Annotated in this window: 15 protein-coding genes; 8 read left to right on the top strand and 7 right to left on the bottom strand. The window is 54.5% G+C overall.

Annotation, left to right across the window (positions count from 1 at the left end; genetic code table 11):
- Positions 1 to 66: 66 nt before the first annotated feature.
- The 4 genes from KCG39_RS26535 to seqA all read right to left on the bottom strand — a co-directional run bounded on the left by KCG39_RS26535 (position 67) and on the right by seqA (position 3,884).
- On the bottom strand, positions 67 to 864 hold the full coding sequence (locus KCG39_RS26535; protein ID WP_004130492.1) for a DeoR/GlpR family DNA-binding transcription regulator: 798 nt from the start codon (positions 862 to 864) through the stop codon (positions 67 to 69).
- 348 nt (positions 865 to 1,212) lie between these two features.
- On the bottom strand, positions 1,213 to 1,605 hold the full coding sequence (locus KCG39_RS26530; protein ID WP_375293861.1) for an arginine:ornithine antiporter: 393 nt from the start codon (positions 1,603 to 1,605) through the stop codon (positions 1,213 to 1,215).
- Positions 1,606 to 1,662: 57 nt separating this feature from the next.
- Complete coding sequence (gene pgm / locus KCG39_RS26525) at positions 1,663 to 3,303, bottom strand: phosphoglucomutase (alpha-D-glucose-1,6-bisphosphate-dependent) (protein ID WP_004130488.1); 1,641 nt, start codon at positions 3,301 to 3,303, stop codon at positions 1,663 to 1,665.
- 32 nt (positions 3,304 to 3,335) lie between these two features.
- The gene (gene seqA / locus KCG39_RS26520; RefSeq protein WP_004130486.1) at positions 3,336 to 3,884 is read right to left on the bottom strand and encodes a replication initiation negative regulator SeqA; all 549 of its coding nucleotides are present in this window, start codon (positions 3,882 to 3,884) and stop codon (positions 3,336 to 3,338) included.
- Between the two features lie 184 nt (positions 3,885 to 4,068).
- Between seqA and ybfF the strand changes: the two genes are divergently transcribed.
- The 8 genes from ybfF (at position 4,069) to tcuC (ending at position 11,723) form a co-directional block, all read left to right on the top strand.
- Positions 4,069 to 4,842 carry an esterase gene (gene ybfF / locus KCG39_RS26515; RefSeq protein ID WP_004130483.1) on the top strand — a complete coding sequence of 258 codons (774 nt, stop codon included), beginning with the start codon at positions 4,069 to 4,071 and terminating at the stop codon, positions 4,840 to 4,842.
- Between the two features lie 133 nt (positions 4,843 to 4,975).
- Positions 4,976 to 5,269 (top strand): LexA regulated protein, encoded by a 294-nt coding sequence (ybfE, locus tag KCG39_RS26510; RefSeq protein ID WP_004130480.1) that lies wholly within the window; start codon positions 4,976 to 4,978, stop codon positions 5,267 to 5,269.
- Positions 5,270 to 5,418: 149 nt separating this feature from the next.
- Positions 5,419 to 5,949, top strand: a complete 531-nt coding sequence (gene fldA / locus KCG39_RS26505; protein ID WP_004130478.1) for a flavodoxin FldA — start codon at positions 5,419 to 5,421, stop codon at positions 5,947 to 5,949.
- Between the two features lie 291 nt (positions 5,950 to 6,240).
- Positions 6,241 to 6,693 (top strand): ferric iron uptake transcriptional regulator, encoded by a 453-nt coding sequence (gene fur, locus KCG39_RS26500; protein ID WP_004130476.1) that lies wholly within the window; start codon positions 6,241 to 6,243, stop codon positions 6,691 to 6,693.
- Between the two features lie 129 nt (positions 6,694 to 6,822).
- On the top strand, positions 6,823 to 7,749 hold the full coding sequence (tcuR, locus tag KCG39_RS26495) for a tricarballylate utilization LysR family transcriptional regulator TcuR (RefSeq protein ID WP_049115040.1): 927 nt from the start codon (positions 6,823 to 6,825) through the stop codon (positions 7,747 to 7,749).
- A 97-nt stretch (positions 7,750 to 7,846) separates the two neighbouring features.
- Positions 7,847 to 9,250: an FAD-dependent tricarballylate dehydrogenase TcuA gene (tcuA, locus tag KCG39_RS26490; protein WP_004130471.1), complete on the top strand. Its 1,404-nt coding sequence runs from the start codon at positions 7,847 to 7,849 to the stop codon at positions 9,248 to 9,250.
- Positions 9,237 to 10,376 (top strand): tricarballylate utilization 4Fe-4S protein TcuB, encoded by a 1,140-nt coding sequence (gene tcuB / locus KCG39_RS26485; protein ID WP_142467803.1) that lies wholly within the window; start codon positions 9,237 to 9,239, stop codon positions 10,374 to 10,376. The genes tcuA and tcuB overlap by 14 nt, the downstream gene beginning before the upstream one ends.
- A gap of 51 nt (positions 10,377 to 10,427) precedes the next feature.
- Positions 10,428 to 11,723, top strand: a complete 1,296-nt coding sequence (gene tcuC, locus KCG39_RS26480; RefSeq protein ID WP_004130467.1) for an MFS transporter — start codon at positions 10,428 to 10,430, stop codon at positions 11,721 to 11,723.
- 51 nt (positions 11,724 to 11,774) lie between these two features.
- Here tcuC and KCG39_RS26475 read toward each other — a convergent pair whose 3' ends face one another.
- From KCG39_RS26475 to glnS, 3 genes are all read right to left on the bottom strand, one after another.
- On the bottom strand, positions 11,775 to 12,107 hold the full coding sequence (locus tag KCG39_RS26475) for a ChiQ/YbfN family lipoprotein (protein ID WP_049114178.1): 333 nt from the start codon (positions 12,105 to 12,107) through the stop codon (positions 11,775 to 11,777).
- Between the two features lie 46 nt (positions 12,108 to 12,153).
- Positions 12,154 to 13,557, bottom strand: coding sequence for a chitoporin ChiP (gene chiP, locus KCG39_RS26470; protein ID WP_004130464.1), 1,404 nt, complete (start codon positions 13,555 to 13,557; stop codon positions 12,154 to 12,156).
- Between the two features lie 437 nt (positions 13,558 to 13,994).
- Positions 13,995 to 15,662 carry a glutamine--tRNA ligase gene (glnS, locus tag KCG39_RS26465; RefSeq protein ID WP_049114179.1) on the bottom strand — a complete coding sequence of 556 codons (1,668 nt, stop codon included), beginning with the start codon at positions 15,660 to 15,662 and terminating at the stop codon, positions 13,995 to 13,997.
- Positions 15,663 to 15,672 lie beyond the last annotated feature (10 nt).

Below are 15,672 nucleotides of genomic sequence, written 5' to 3'. Positions count from 1 at the left end.
CAATACTCCTCCATTTGACACAAGGACTATTAAATAATAATGCCTGTAAAATATCTGGCAGAACGGCTATTTAGTCTCGACAATATGTACCTGGTGCTGGCGATAGATATCAGCTGGTAATTCGTTAGTGATCAACACATCAATATCCGCCAGATCGCATATTTTATAGAGTGAATAGCGTTCAAACTTACTGCTATCGACCATCAGGATTTTTTGATCGGCAACTTTGAGCATCTCCTGCTTCAGCCGGACGTTAACTTCATTGCTGTCTTTTATTTCCAGCCCGGCGTCGAGCCCCTGGCAAGAAAAAAACAGCTTATTGACCTTAAAGTTGTTGATAATGAACTCGGCGACCGGACCGTGAAAATCACCGTGGCGCTCAGAATATTCACCCCCAACGCTGACTATTCTTATTTTCTTACGACAGGCTAAGGTTTGAATAATATTCAAAGAATTGGTAATCACCGTCAGCTCGATGTCAGGCAGCTGGCGTGCTAAAAACCAGCAGGAGCTGCTATTATCCATGATAATGCACTCATGCTCATGAATAAACTGCAGCGCACCTTTAGCGATGCGCATCTTACGTTCTGGCTGCTCTTTGGTACGCTTAATAAAGGCCTCGGCTTTATCGACAAAGTTCCCGTGATTTGTCGGCGTATCGGCAGCTAAAAATGATGCGTTATTTTCAGAAATCATTGCGCCGCCAAAACTGCGAACTATTTTTTTATTTTTCGCCAGCGAGGTTAAATCTCGACGAATAGTTTCTGGAGATACGCCAAATATCTGTGAGAGTTCATTAACTCTGGCACATCCTTTTTCTACGACATATTCCACAATTAATGAATGACGTTTCACTTGTAACATAGACGTTCTCAAGAAAGCATTCAGGATTTAATGACATAAATATAACAAAATCGTCCATATCAGTAAGTGACATAAATCATACAAAATCAAAACAAGTTTTTAGCTTTTTTTAGTTTGAAGTTGATCATATATATCAGGTAACTTTCATTTTGGATGGAATAAAATTGTGATTAAAATCGCAGAATTAGCCGTGATTGTTCGTTTGCTTTAGCAGCATATTCACTAAAACGGGCAAACCCGGTCAAAGCTATAATACCCGTTTATGCCCGATTCAGTCAGCGTAATACCCGGCAACCCTGTGTCGTCTTGATAACACGTAAGGTCAAACCTTGCGGCATCGCCATAATGTCACGACTTTTGCCGCTTCTGAAACCAGCAGCAGAGCAATAAAGAAGGCCGCGCTTTAAATGCCATCGCCTGTGCCAGCCAGACCACCAGCGAAAGCGACGGGAGCATAAAGGCCAGACGCAGCGGCGTCTGCGCATAGGCCAGCCATGGCGCATAGCGGCTCTGGCGCCAGAAGAGAATCATCGACGCGGGAATACTGACAGTCAGAATAAAATGAAGTGAAAACAGCCAGGCGGCCGCGGAGCCCCAGGTTTGCAGCAGCGGTAAAAAGGAGAGGATATCGTCGTAAAGTGGCACTCGCTGGTGGTAGATATTCCAGCCAATAAACTGCAAGAGATAAAAGAGATCCATCCCGCCCCAAAACCAATAAACGTTTTTTTGTTCCAGTTTCATCGCTATCCCTGCGAAAAAAATCAGGCCCTGAAAAGGGCCTGATTATCATCATGTCACTTACGCGTTTTTTAGCACTTCGCTGACAATTTCCACCGCTTCTTTCTCAATCTGCTGACGGTGCTCAGCGCCAAGGAAGCTTTCACAGTAGATTTTATAGGCGTCTTCGGTACCTGAAGGACGCGCGGCGAACCAGCCGTTGTCGGTCATCACCTTCAGGCCGCCAATCGCCGCCCCGTTACCCGGCGCCGCGGTCAGACGCGCGGTAATCGGGTCGCCCGCCAGGGTGCTGGCGCTGACCATTTCCGGAGAGAGCTTAGACAGCGCCGCTTTCTGGGCAGAGGTCGCGGAGGCCTGCAGACGGTTGTAGCTCGGCGCGCCGAAGCGCTCTGCCAGCTCGTCGTAGTGCTGCTGCGGGTTTTTCCCGGTGACCGCGGTGATTTCCGCCGCCAGCAGGCACATGATGATGCCGTCTTTGTCGGTGGACCACGGAGTGCCGTCAAAGCGCAGGAACGAAGCGCCCGCGCTCTCTTCGCCGCCGAAGCCGAAGCTGCCGTCAAACAGACCATCAACAAACCACTTAAAGCCGACCGGCACTTCCACCAGCTTACGGCCGAGGTCGTTAACCACGCGGTCAATCATCGCCGAGGAGACCAGGGTTTTACCCACAGCGACATCTTTGCCCCACTGCGGGCGATGCTGGAACAGGTAGTTAATCGCCACCGCCAGATAGTGGTTCGGGTTCATCAACCCGGCCGGCGTGACGATACCGTGACGGTCGTAATCCGGGTCATTCGCGAAGGCCAGGTCAAATTTGTCGCGCAGCGCCAGCAGGCCCGCCATCGCGCACTCGGAGGAGCAGTCCATGCGGATTGCGCCGTCTTTATCGAGATGCATAAAGCGGAAGGTCTGATCGACATGGTCGTTGACGATGGTTAGATTGAGGTTGTAATGCTCAGCGATACGCTTCCAGTATTCGATACCGGAGCCGCCCAGCGGGTCAACGCCGAGGGTCAATCCGGCTTTCTGGATCGCCGCCATATCGACGATATCCGCCAGCCCTTCAATAAACGGCTGCACCAGATCCTGTTCTTTAACGTGGCCGGAGGCCAGCGCCGCATCAAGAGAAATACGCTTGACGCCCTGCAGACCGGCAGCGAGCAGTTCATTGGCGCGATTTTCGACAACCTTGGTCACGTTGGTATCCGCCGGGCCGCCGTTTGGCGGATTGTACTTGATACCACCGTCTTCCGGCGGGTTGTGGGACGGCGTGATCACAATACCGTCAGCCAGCGGACCGCCCTTTTTGTTATGCACCAGAATCGCATTGGAAATCGCCGGCGTCGGGGTGAAGCCGTTGTTTTCCTGAACGATGACGTCAACGCCGTTTGCCGCCAGCACTTCCAGTACGGAAATGAAAGCCGGTTCGGAGAGTGCGTGCGTGTCCTTCCCGACATAGCATGGGCCGGCGATCCCGTTCTTCGCGCGGTCTTCCGCAATTGCCTGAGCAATCGCCAGAATGTGCTGCTCGTTGAAGTTGTGGCGCGCCGCGCTGCCGCGGTGACCGGAGGTGCCAAACTTCACCGCATGTTCCGCGTTGCCGACTTCCGGCTTCAGCACATAGTACTGGGCAGTCAGCTGGGCGACGTTAATCAAATCACTCTGTTGCGCAGGTTGACCCGCGCGCTTATCGATTGCCATTGCCTGATCCTTCTGGTGCAAAAGTTAATTAACTAGATTGTACCGCAAACCTTTTCGATCAATTCCGCAGGGAACTGCATAGACTGCATGATATGTTCGATCATGCTGCATTTGCGACCGGTATTGGTATTTGTAATGACCCACCACGGTGTACCAGGAACCTGCTTAGGTTTCGTCTGATTACCGTTTTTCTGCAGCGTTCGCTCATCCTCAGCGAAATAAACGCGGGTGCGGCCGTGCAGGGACTCGGTCGCCTCCGCGAACGCTTTGCTGTCTAAGGAGTAGAGGGTAGTCAGAACCAGCATGAAACGGTTTACCGCGCGCTTTTGTTCAGCGTACTCATCAGATAACAGCAGCTCACGCATCGCGCGGACTTTATCTTTCAGAGGATTAGCGGGCTTCACTTCAGCGGCAGGCGTTGGCGCAGGGGCCGGAGCGGCTTTCGCTACCGGTGCGACAGGCTGGGAAACGGCGGAAAACTTCAACATACGCCGTAAAATGTCGGATGCGCTCTCGCCAATATGCTTGGTATGGCTGGCAATATAGCTATAGAGTTCATCATCAACTTCAATTGTTTTCATCTTAATCCAGTGCGATATCTTTTTCTGAATACAAGTTGTCGGGATTATAGGGTCAAATCCCAACCGCGGATAGCGTCAAACCAGGATGGCGGTAAAACTCGGAAATCTTCCGGGTCTTGCAGCCGGATGGCAGAATGTCCAACATAATACCCTAACCCGACGGAGCGAAAAAAAGAACTTTGCCATGAAATTAAATAGCCGAGCGCAATCTGCACAGAATCCGCACAATAATCCCCCTATCGTCCTGGTCCACGGCCTTTTTGGCAGCCTGGATAACCTTGGGATCCTCGCCCGCGACCTGGTTCACGATCGCGATATTTTACAGGTCGACATGCGAAACCACGGTCTTTCGCCGCGCTCGCCGGAAATGACCTATGCCGCGATGGCCCAGGATCTGCTTGATACTCTCAATGAATCACAGATTGAGAAAGCTACCTTTATTGGTCACTCCATGGGCGGTAAAGCGGTGATGGCGCTGAGCGCGCTGGCGCCGGAGCGCATCGCGGGCCTGATCGCCATTGATATCGCCCCGGTGGATTATCAGGTTCGCCGTCATGATGAAATCTTCGCCGCCATCAACGCCGTCACCGACGCGGGCGCCGCAACGCGCCAACAGGCGGCGGCAGTCATGCGTCAGCACCTTAACGAAGAGGGCGTGATTCAGTTTCTGCTGAAGTCCTTCGTAGACGGCCAGTGGCGGTTTAACGTACCGGTGCTGTGGGAGCAGTACGATAATATCGTCGGCTGGCAAACCGTTCCGGCCTGGCCACATCCGGCGCTGTTTATCCCCGGCGGTAACTCCCCCTACGTCACCGACGCATACCGTGACGCACTATTGGCGCAGTTTCCCCAGGCGCGTGCGCACGTTATCGCCGGCGCCGGGCACTGGGTGCATGCCGAAAAACCGGAGGCCGTGATCCGCGCAATTCGTCGTTATTTAACCTCTATCGCCGCCTGACTGGCTAAAATCTGCCCGACCGCGCGGCTTAATGCCCGCGGTCGTTGGCGCAGCCCGTCGCCTGATGTATTATGGCGCGCTGTCTGCGTCGGCTATGCCCGATAGCTTGTTTCCCCCGAAGTCACTCTGAATCATGGCAAAAGAACAAACGGACCGTACGACATTAGATTTGTTCGCAACCGAGCGTCGGCCGGGTAGACCGAAAACCAATCCGCTTTCGCGTGATGAACAGCTGCGCATCAACAAACGCAATCAGCTTAAACGCGACAAGAGTCGCGGTCTTAAGCGCGTGGAGCTAAAGCTGAATGCCGATGCGGTCGATGCGCTTAATGAGCTGGCGGAAGCCCGTAATATGAACCGCAGCGATCTTATCGAAGAGATGCTGATGAGCCAGCTGGCGGCCCTGCGCGGCCAGGATAAAGCCTAAAACCCTCAAAAAATAAGCTTTCATGTAGCAGAGTGTGCAGTTGGGCGTGATTGCTGTTTCCGCGTCCTTCTCTGTTCTGCTATCATTGCCCCTATCTGCGGGCATTATGCCACTACCACATCATTAAGTTTCAAGAGGTTATTTTACTCATGGCAATCATCGGCATCTTTTTTGGCAGCGACACCGGCAACACCGAAAATATTGCAAAAATGATCCAAAAGCAGCTTGGTAAAGATGTTGCTGATGTTCACGACATTGCCAAAAGCAGCAAAGAGGATCTGGAAGGTCACGATATCCTGCTGCTCGGCATTCCGACCTGGTACTACGGCGAAGCCCAGTGCGACTGGGACGATTTCTTCCCGACGCTGGAAGAGATCGATTTCAACGGCAAACTGGTCGCGCTATTTGGCTGTGGCGATCAGGAAGACTATGCTGAATACTTCTGCGATGCGCTTGGTACCATCCGCGATATCATCGAACCGCGCGGCGCAACTATCGTTGGCCACTGGCCGACCGCGGGCTACCATTTTGAAGCCTCTAAAGGCCTGGCCGATGACGATCACTTTGTTGGCCTGGCCATTGACGAAGATCGTCAGCCAGAATTGACTAACGAACGCGTGGAAAAATGGGTAAAACAGATTTCTGAAGAGCTGCACCTCGAAGAAATCAAGAATGCCTGAGTCTAAACGACGAAATCATCAGATTTCGTCGAATTGATAGATAAAAGCAATCAAAGTTATAGCTACAAGTTTTTAACTTTTAATCACATATCTGTACAATGTCCTCTGATTTAACGGGGTCGCGTGAAGCACTTTGTAGCGAGTGCCTCGTTTTTGACAGCATACAAGGCCCGATGCTTGCAGTTTTCATTTCACCATGGCAGTTCTATAATGAGACGCATTACATCGGGTGATTCTCTGTATTACTTCCGCTGATGGAAGTAGATCGTTTAGCAACAGGACAGATTCCGCATGACTGACAACAATACCGCATTAAAGAAAGCTGGCCTGAAAGTGACGCTTCCGAGATTAAAAATCCTGGAAGTGCTGCAAGGACCGGATAACCATCATGTCAGTGCGGAAGACTTATACAAACGCCTGATTGATATGGGTGAAGAGATTGGCCTGGCCACCGTCTACCGCGTACTGAACCAGTTCGACGACGCCGGCATCGTCACCCGTCATAATTTTGAAGGCGGTAAATCCGTTTTTGAACTGACGCAGCAGCATCATCACGATCACCTGATTTGCCTCGACTGCGGCAAAGTGATCGAATTTAGCGATGATTCCATCGAAGCGCGCCAGCGTGAAATTGCCGCAAGGCACGGCATTCGCCTGACCAACCACAGCCTGTACCTGTACGGCCACTGTGCGGAAGGCGACTGCCGCGAAGATGAACATGCCCACGACGCGGCAGAGAAATAATCACCGCATCGTATCCCGCAAAAAGCCAACCTGAAGGTTGGCTTTTTTTTGCCCGGAATTTGCTGCCTCTTTCTCTCACGCTGCAATACGTTTACTGTCAGTACATCCTGACGTGTACGGAGAGTCGACATGGAGCTTCGCCAGCTACGCTATTTTGTCCGCATTATTGAAACCGGCAGTATGGGCCGCGCCGCGCTTGATCTGAATATCGGCGTCTCCGCGCTGAGCCAACAGATGGCGCGCCTTGAGAACGAACTCGCCATCCGTCTGCTGCAGAGGACTTCGCGCGGCGTAATGCCGACCAGCGCTGGTCTCGCCTTCTACTCCCAGGCGCAGCTCGCACTGCGTCACGCCGACGATGCGGTTCTCGCCGCGCGCGAGGCGCGCCTTTCCGGCCACGTCAGCGTCGGTATGGCCCCCAGCACCGCCTCTGTGCTTGGGGTCCCTTTTATTCACGCGATGCGCGAAAGCTATGCCGACGTCCGCCTGCATTTGGTCGAGAGCCTCTCCGGTAATCTGGAACGCATGATCAACACCCGCCAGCTTGATTTAGCTATCGTGTTTCAGAAGGAGAAGCTTGTGCGCTGGAGCGCCAGGCCTATTCTCGAAGAGCGTCTGTTTCTGATTGGCACCCATGACGTGCTGGCTCCCCTTCCCGAAGCGAGCATCTCGCCTGGCCAGCTGGCCGCTATCCCGCTGATAATGCCAAGCCTGGGGCATGGACTGCGCGGCAGGCTGGAAGCAATCTGCCAGGAGCACGCCCTCAACGTTGATGTGGTGGCTGAAATCGACGGTCTGGCCCTGCTGATGCGCGCCGTCCGCGACGGACTGGGCGCCACGCTGCAACCGGGGGCGGCGATTTCCCATCTCGACGGCGAGTCCCTGAGAGTGATCGGCGTCGAGAATCCAATACTCAGTCGGCCAAACTTTCTCGTCAGCCTTTCAGATGATGAACTGACCCCAGCGGGCCTTGCCGCGCGGGTAATACTGGCGAAAGTCATGCGTCAGCTCGTGGAGTCAGGCCGCTGGCCCGGCGCCAGCCTTTACGCGCACTAAACCCCCCTTTAGCAATACGCCATAGCGTTCTCACGGCCAAAACACATACATTTCCATTACAAATTTAACAATCAAGCAAAGCGTAATGGAGCCAAAAATGGTGGATGTACTGGTGATTGGCGGCGGCAATGCCGCGCTATGCGCCGCGTTAACCGCCCGGGAAGCCGGCGCGTCCGTGCTGCTGCTGGAGGCTGCGCCGCGAGAATGGCGAGGCGGAAACTCTCAGCACACGCGGAATCTTCGCTGTATGCACGATGCTCCGCAGGATGTTTTAATCGACAGCTATCCGGAAGAAGAGTACTGGCAGGACCTGCTGCGCGTCACCGAGGGTAACACCAACGAAGCGCTGGCGCGCCTGGTGATCCGCACCTCATCGCAATGCCGGGACTGGATGCGCCAGCACGGCGTTAACTTTCAGCCGCCGCTCTCCGGCGCCCTGCACGTTGCCCGCACCAACGCTTTTTTTATGGGCGGCGGCAAAGCCCTGGTCAACGCCTATTACCGCAGCGCGGAGCAGATGGGCGTACAAATCCGCTACAACACGCCGGTACAGGCGCTCGAATTATCTAATGGCGAATTCGTTGCTGCGCTGGCGGGCGAAGAAAGGATCGTCGCCAAAACCTGCGTCCTCGCCGCCGGCGGATTTGAATCTAACCGCGAGTGGCTGCGAGAAGCATGGGGACAGAATGAGCGTGGCGAATGGCCAGCCGATAACTTTCTCATCCGCGGCACCCGCTTCAACCAGGGCGTGTTACTCAAATTTATGATTGACGCCGGAGCTGACATCATCGGCGATCCTTCGCAATCCCACTGCGTCGCCATTGACGCCAGGGCGCCGCTGTACGATGGCGGGATCTGTACGCGCGTGGATTGCGTGTCGCTGGGGGTGGTCGTCAACCGTGACGCCGGGCGCTTTTATGACGAAGGGGAAGATTTCTGGCCCAAACGTTATGCCATCTGGGGCAGGCTGGTCGCCCACCAGCCCGGCCAAATCGGTTACTCGATTATCGACAGCAAAGCGATCGGCCACTTTATGCCGCCCGTTTTCCCCGGCGCCCAGGCCAATACCATCGAAGAATTGGCTCGCCAGCTGGGGCTGGACGCGGAGCGCTTGTCGCAAACTATCGCCCGCTACAACGCCGCCTGCGCGCCCGGCCAGTTCGATCATACCCGCCTTGATAACTGCGCGACATCCGGCCTGACGCCGCCGAAAACCCACTGGGCGCGGCCCATCGATACGCCGCCTTACTACGGCTATGCCCTACGACCGGGGATCACTTTCACCTACCTGGGGCTCTACGTCAATGAACACGCCGCCGTCCATTTTGCGGGCAAGCCGAGCCGTAGCTTGTTCGTTGCCGGTGAGATGATGGCCGGCAACGTATTGGGCAAAGGCTATACCGCCGGCGTGGGCATGTCCATCGGGACGACATTCGGCCGCATTGCCGGCCAACAAGCCGCCCGCGCGGCACTGCAGGAGAGACACCATGAAGTCGCTTGAAAAGCTGATCATTGACGCGCAAATCATCACCGAGCCGGAAGCGGAAGTCGAACGAGTGATGCAGGTCTGTAACGCCTGCCGCTACTGCGAAGGTTTTTGCGCCGTATTTCCGGCGATGACCCAGCGCCTGGCTTTTGGTAAAGCGGATATAAACTATCTGGCTAACCTGTGCCATAACTGCGGCGCCTGTCTACATGCCTGCCAGTACGCGCCGCCGCACGAGTTTGCCATTAATGTCCCGAAGGCGATGGCGGAAGTGCGGCTGGAAACCTATCAACATTATGCCCAGCCCGCGGCTTTCGGCAGCCTGTATCGTCGGGCCGGCGTGACCACGGCGCTGGCGCTGGTCGGTGGGTTGATCCTCTTTCTGCTGCTGGCGATGGGGCTCAAAGGCTCTCTGCTACATCCGCCGCTGGCAGGAGATTTTTACCAGATTTTTCCCCATAACCTGCTGGCGTGGATGTTTGGCACGGTCTTCATGCTGGCCATGGGGTTACTGATGGCCGGGGTGATCCGTTTCTGGCGCGAGATCTCGCCGGGTCAGCCCCAGGCCATAGACATCGCTAAAGCCTCACATGATGCGCTCACGCTGAAGTATCTCGACGGCGGGCACGGTAAAGGCTGCAACGAGGCTGATGACGCGTTTACCCTGATGCGCCGTCGTTTCCATCACTTTACCTTCTACGGTTTTCTACTCTGTTTCGCCGCCACCGTGGTGGCTACGGGTTATCACTATATCGCCGGTTGGGAAGCCCCCTACCCGTTCTTCAGCGTACCGGTTGTGCTGGGTACGCTCGGCGGCATCGGACTGCTGGTGGGCCCGGCGGGTTTGCTATGGCTGAACCTGCGCCGCTCACCGCTGCACGGCGACCCGCGGCAAAAACCGATGGATCGCGCCTTTATCCTGCTGCTGCTGCTGACCAGCTTCACCGGTCTCGCCCTGCTGGCAGGACGGGACACCTCGTGGATGGGCATTCTGCTTGCCATTCATCTCGGCGTGGTGATGGCGCTGTTTTTAACCCTTCCTTACGGAAAATTTGCCCACGGATTTTATCGCTGTGCGGCGTTACTCAAGTGGGCGATTGAGAAACGGCGCGGAAAACAGGCGGCAGTCGCAGGCGACTAGCCCCCTCTTACCTCTATAAAAACAAGATAAAGACAATGGAGAGCAAACCCTATGACGCAACCCTCATCGCGCGCCGGTACCTTTGGCGCCATCCTCCGCGTGACCAGCGGTAATTTTCTCGAACAGTTCGACTTTTTTCTGTTTGGTTTTTACGCCACCTACATCGCCAGAACGTTCTTTCCGGCGGAGAGCGAGTTTGCGGCGTTAATGCTTACCTTCGCCGTGTTTGGTTCGGGCTTTCTGATGCGCCCCATCGGCGCGATAGTGCTGGGGGCCTATATTGACAGGATCGGACGGCGTAAAGGACTGATGGTGACGCTGGCGATTATGGGCTGCGGGACGCTTCTGATAGCGCTGGTTCCCGGCTATCAAACCATCGGCATTCTCGCCCCCATTCTGGTGGTTGTCGGGCGGCTGTTGCAGGGTTTCTCGGCGGGCGTCGAACTCGGCGGCGTATCGGTCTATTTATCGGAAATCGCCACGCCGGGGAACAAGGGGTTCTACACCAGCTGGCAATCCGCCAGCCAGCAGGTGGCTATCGTCGTCGCGGCGCTGATTGGCTACGCGCTGAACGAAACGCTTGGCCACGATGAGATCGCCGAATGGGGATGGCGCATTCCCTTCTTTATCGGCTGTCTGATCATTCCGCTGATTTTTGTGCTGCGGCGTTCGTTACAAGAAACCGAAGCCTTCCTGCAGCGTAAACATCGTCCTGATACGCGAGAGATTCTGAGCACAATTGTCAAAAACTGGCGCATCATCACGGCGGGGACCTTGCTGGTGGCGATGACCACGACCACTTTTTACTTTATTACCGTCTATACCCCAACCTACGGGAGAGCCGTGCTGCACCTGAGCGCCCGCGACAGTCTGCTGGTGACCATGCTGGTCGGCATCTCTAACTTTATCTGGTTACCGATCGGCGGGGCAATTTCTGACAAAATAGGCCGTCGACCGGTGCTGATGGGCATTACCCTGCTGGCGCTGCTCACGACCTGGCCGGTAATGAACTGGCTCACCGCCGCGCCGGATTTCACCCGCATGACGCTGGTCCTGCTCTGGTTCTCATTCTTCTTTGGTATGTATAACGGCGCGATGGTGGCCGCCCTGACGGAAGTGATGCCGGTCTACGTCCGTACCGTCGGCTTTTCACTGGCCTTTAGCCTCGCCACCGCGATCTTTGGTGGCCTGACGCCAGCAATTTCCACCGCGCTGGTAGAGATAACGGGCGATAAAAGTTCGCCGGGCTGGTGGCTGATGTGCGCCGCGCTATGCGGCCTGGCCGCTACCGCGATGCTCTTCGTACGCCTGAGCCGCGGCTACCAGCCGGCAGAAATACCACGCTAAAATAGCAACGGGCGGAGTTTACGCTCCGCCCGTTGCCCGCCTCGGTCAGGCTTAACGCGGCGTATTGTTACTACGGATCTCTTTCCAGATCTGGTCGCAGCGCGCCTCTACAGCCTGATCGTTACCGGTTTTCCGCGCCTGGATGCACTGCTGATAATCCAGCACCCGCACGCTTTCCTGGGTCGCGAACTGCTGATGCTGTTTCTCCTGCTTCAGCACGTTCAATACGCTCTGACAGGCTTCCACTTTATCCGGATTGCCCTCTGCGGTATTAATGCAGGCGCTGTAGGCATCTTTTAACTTTGAGTCTTCCTTAGGCGCTGGCGACTGGGAACAGGCAACCAGACCTGCTGCCATAAAGGCGACAAGTATTAGCTTTTTCATCATGAACCTCGGGAAATTGCGGCGGGTTTTCCCCGCCGCAGTGGCATCAGAAAATGGTGAACGGAGCGATAACCATGAACTTCACGTCGCGCTCATCCTGGAAGATGTTGCCGTAGCCGCCGCTCCAGCTTGGGATATCGGAGTGGTTGTCGTATTGCGTAAAGTGGAGTTTGAACAGCGTGCCCTTCGCGCGTCCTTCCTGAACGGTGTACATGGCATCCAGGCTATAGGCGGACTCTTCCAGGCGTTTATCCGGATTGTAGTACGCATCAGGCGAGGACATTCTCCCCGGCTTTGCATCCCAGGCATAAACGTAGGATGCGCCAAAGGCCCAGCCCGGCATGTTCCAGTTCTTCATGTCATACATCGCGCCGAAGAACACCGCTTTTTCACCGTTGGCGTTGAAGTCCGAACGGTTATCCCACCAGATATCCAGTCGCCCGTTAGACGATGCGTAAGTTGGCGTCATACGCTGCAGGAAGTAGCCCTGCTGACCATCAGCTTTAACCCAGGTTCCTTCCAGACGCAGGTCCAGAACGTCGGCAACCTTATAACCAAAGGTCAATGCTTGCAGCCACGCGGTGCCGTCATAGATGTCGTTAACCCCGCCGTTGCTGACCTTATCGCGGGTGCCGTAGAACTGATAGCTGGTGGTTAACGGCGTGCCTGCAACATCAAACTTATAGCTGGCCTTGGCAAAATACTGGTCGATGTAACCCTGTGCCTGACCAAACGCCGCTTCCAGCACAAGGTCGTTTTTAAAATCATATTTGGCGCCGAGAGAGTGAAGGTAATCCACCTTGGTTTTCTTGTCGTTCTGGTAGAACTCATCCATCTCAATGTGCCACGGCGCTTTATATTCGTTCGTCCACATATAGGAGAAACTCAGCGCGCCCGCATCGCCGTAGTCAAAGTTCGCACCGGCTTCAGCCCCCTGATAGGTCCCCGGCATAAAGCTCCAGTGCGGCGCCAGCAGCGTCTGGCCGGTTGGCTGAATATAGCCCGCGCGCGCCCAGGTCGGACCAAATTTAAATTTTGCGGCTGCTTTATACAGGCTGATCCCGCTCTTATCGCCGGAATAGTCTTCATCGTAGGTTTTATTGCGCGAGGAGAAAGCGATTTCGTTCGGGTGACCGCTCTCGCTGCTTTCGCCCATTTCGATGGCGGTAAAGGCAGCAACGTCAATACCGAACATGTCGGCGGCATAGCCGGACTGGAAGTCGAGGTTGGCGTTCCAGGTGGAGTGCGACAGGTTAGTTTTATATTTATCACCGTCGGTCACATCTTTACGGTCGCGTTCACGCTGCCAGTAATAGATGCCGCCGGTTAACGTTGAATCATCAATGAACCCTTCTGCTTTTGCATCCGGCACCATTGCAAATCCTGACAGGGCTGTGACACCGGCAATAGCCAGCGCCAGCGTACTACGTTTGCCACTAAACGTACGCATATGCATATCCTCTTTGACGTTTTAAAAGTGCGGTTACCAAAGGCAACGCGCAAAAAAATAAAATAAGACAGCTTAAAAAGTGGTGCGGTAAAAATTCGCATAACCACTGGGTATAGACTATTTTTCGTGACGCGAATTATCAATCTCTTTTGCCGAGCAAAGATGAAGATTATGACAAAGCGCACATAATTTATGTCTTTATGTTTCAGTCTTAGACATCACACGTTTAGCGTGGAAGTGCTTGCAAAAACAGAGAAAACAAATGGAAATGAAAGCGATTAGCTGATTTCAGGTGATATACAGGAAGGATTAAAAATAACGCTTATTACAATCTGTAAACAAGATTAATTCGCATCGCGAAAATATGGTAATTTAATTCGCTGATTCTGAATAAAAAAAACGCCGCAGTAAGCGGCGTTCTTAATGATGGCGAGTAGCTACGCGCCGACTTTCGTCCAGGTATCACGCAGGCCGACGGTGCGGTTAAACACCAGATGGCTTGCGGTGGCATAGCGGCTATCCAGGCAGAAATAACCTTCACGCTCGAACTGGTAGGCTTTTTCCGCCTGCGCCTGCGCCAGGCTCGGCTCGGCAAATCCCTGTTTGATCACCAGCGATTCCGGGTTCATCACCGCGAGGAAATCTTCCGCCGCGCCCGGGTTCGGTACGCTAAACAGACGATCGTAGAGGCGGATTTCTACCGGCAGCGCGTGCGCCGCGCTCACCCAGTGAATCACCCCCTTCACCTTGCGGCCGTCGGCCGGATCTTTGCTCAGGGTATCGGCATCGTAGGTGCAGAAGATAGTGGTGATGTTGCCTTCCGCATCTTTCTCCACGCGCTCCGCTTTAATTACGTAGGCGTTACGCAGGCGAACTTCTTTACCCAGCACCAGACGCTTGTACTGCTTGTTCGCTTCCTCACGGAAGTCGGCGCGATCGATCCAGATTTCGCCACTGAACGGCACCTCACGGCTGCCCATCTCCGGCTTGTTCGGATGGTTCGGCATGGCCACCATTTCGCTTTCGCCCTGCGGATAGTTTTCGATAACCAGCTTAACCGGGTCGATAACCGCCATCGCGCGCGGGGCGTTTTCGTTCAGATCTTCACGAATGCAGGATTCCAGCGACGCCATCTCGATAGTATTGTCCTGCTTGGTCACGCCGATGCGTTTGCAGAATTCGCGGATAGACTCAGCGGTGTAGCCGCGGCGGCGCAGACCGGAAATGGTCGGCATACGCGGGTCATCCCAGCCTTCAACGTGCTTCTCAGTCACCAGCTGATTCAGCTTACGCTTGGACATCACGGTGTATTCGAGATTCAGGCGCGAGAATTCATACTGGCGCGGATGCACGGGAATGCTGATGTTATCCAGCACCCAATCGTACAGGCGGCGGTTGTCCTGGAACTCGAGGGTACACAGCGAGTGGGTAATCCCTTCCAGCGCATCGCTGATGCAGTGGGTGAAGTCGTACATCGGATAGATGCACCATTTGCTTCCGGTCTGGTGGTGATCGGCAAACTTAATGCGGTACAGCACCGGATCGCGCATCACGATAAACGGAGAAGCCATATCGATTTTCGCGCGCAGGCAGGCTTTACCTTCGGCAAATCCGCCGGTACGCATTTTTTCAAATAGCGCCAGGTTCTCTTCCACGCTGCGATCGCGGTACGGGCTATTTTTACCCGGCTCTTTCAGCGTGCCGCGGTACTCACGGATCTCTTCTGCTGACAGTTCGTCAACGTAGGCCAGGCCTTTATTAATTAGTTCAACCGCATACTGGTGCAGCTGATCGAAATAATCAGACGAGTAGCAAACATCCCCGGACCAGTGGAAACCTAACCACTGCACGTCGTTTTTAATCGACTCAACATATTCGATATCTTCCTTCACCGGGTTGGTGTCATCGAAACGCAGGTTGCATTGGCCCTGGTAATCCTGGGCGATGCCAAAGTTCAGGCAAATAGACTTCGCGTGGCCAATGTGCAGATAGCCGTTCGGTTCCGGTGGGAAACGGGTATGAACGGTGGTGTGCTTACCAGTAGCCAGATCTTCATCAATGATCTGACGAATAAAGTTAGTCGGGCGGGCTTCTGCCTCACTCATCGTGGGTTCC

This window comes from Klebsiella pasteurii, assembly GCF_018139045.1.
GTDB classification, from domain to species: Bacteria; Pseudomonadota; Gammaproteobacteria; order Enterobacterales; family Enterobacteriaceae; genus Klebsiella; species Klebsiella grimontii.
The sequence above is the reverse complement of the archived record's forward strand: the minus strand, read 5'-3'. Positions and strand labels throughout refer to the sequence as shown.

Bases quoted from the DNA above. Each gene is read 5' to 3' on its own strand.
- tcuA (WP_004130471.1), top strand. From the start codon at position 7,847: ATGGTGGATGTACTGGTGATTGGCGGCGGCAATGCCGCGCTATGCGCC.
- pgm (WP_004130488.1), bottom strand. From the start codon at position 3,303: ATGGCAATCGATAAGCGCGCGGGTCAACCTGCGCAACAGAGTGATTTG.
- KCG39_RS26530 (WP_375293861.1), bottom strand. From the start codon at position 1,605: ATGAAACTGGAACAAAAAAACGTTTATTGGTTTTGGGGCGGGATGGAT.
- KCG39_RS26475 (WP_049114178.1), bottom strand. From the start codon at position 12,107: ATGAAAAAGCTAATACTTGTCGCCTTTATGGCAGCAGGTCTGGTTGCC.
- chiP (WP_004130464.1), bottom strand. From the start codon at position 13,557: ATGCGTACGTTTAGTGGCAAACGTAGTACGCTGGCGCTGGCTATTGCC.
- ybfF (WP_004130483.1), top strand. From the start codon at position 4,069: ATGAAATTAAATAGCCGAGCGCAATCTGCACAGAATCCGCACAATAAT.
- fldA (WP_004130478.1), top strand. From the start codon at position 5,419: ATGGCAATCATCGGCATCTTTTTTGGCAGCGACACCGGCAACACCGAA.
- glnS (WP_049114179.1), bottom strand. From the start codon at position 15,662: ATGAGTGAGGCAGAAGCCCGCCCGACTAACTTTATTCGTCAGATCATT.
- tcuC (WP_004130467.1), top strand. From the start codon at position 10,428: ATGACGCAACCCTCATCGCGCGCCGGTACCTTTGGCGCCATCCTCCGC.
- fur (WP_004130476.1), top strand. From the start codon at position 6,241: ATGACTGACAACAATACCGCATTAAAGAAAGCTGGCCTGAAAGTGACG.
- ybfE (WP_004130480.1), top strand. From the start codon at position 4,976: ATGGCAAAAGAACAAACGGACCGTACGACATTAGATTTGTTCGCAACC.
- KCG39_RS26535 (WP_004130492.1), bottom strand. From the start codon at position 864: ATGTTACAAGTGAAACGTCATTCATTAATTGTGGAATATGTCGTAGAA.
- tcuB (WP_142467803.1), top strand. From the start codon at position 9,237: ATGAAGTCGCTTGAAAAGCTGATCATTGACGCGCAAATCATCACCGAG.
- seqA (WP_004130486.1), bottom strand. From the start codon at position 3,884: ATGAAAACAATTGAAGTTGATGATGAACTCTATAGCTATATTGCCAGC.
- tcuR (WP_049115040.1), top strand. From the start codon at position 6,823: ATGGAGCTTCGCCAGCTACGCTATTTTGTCCGCATTATTGAAACCGGC.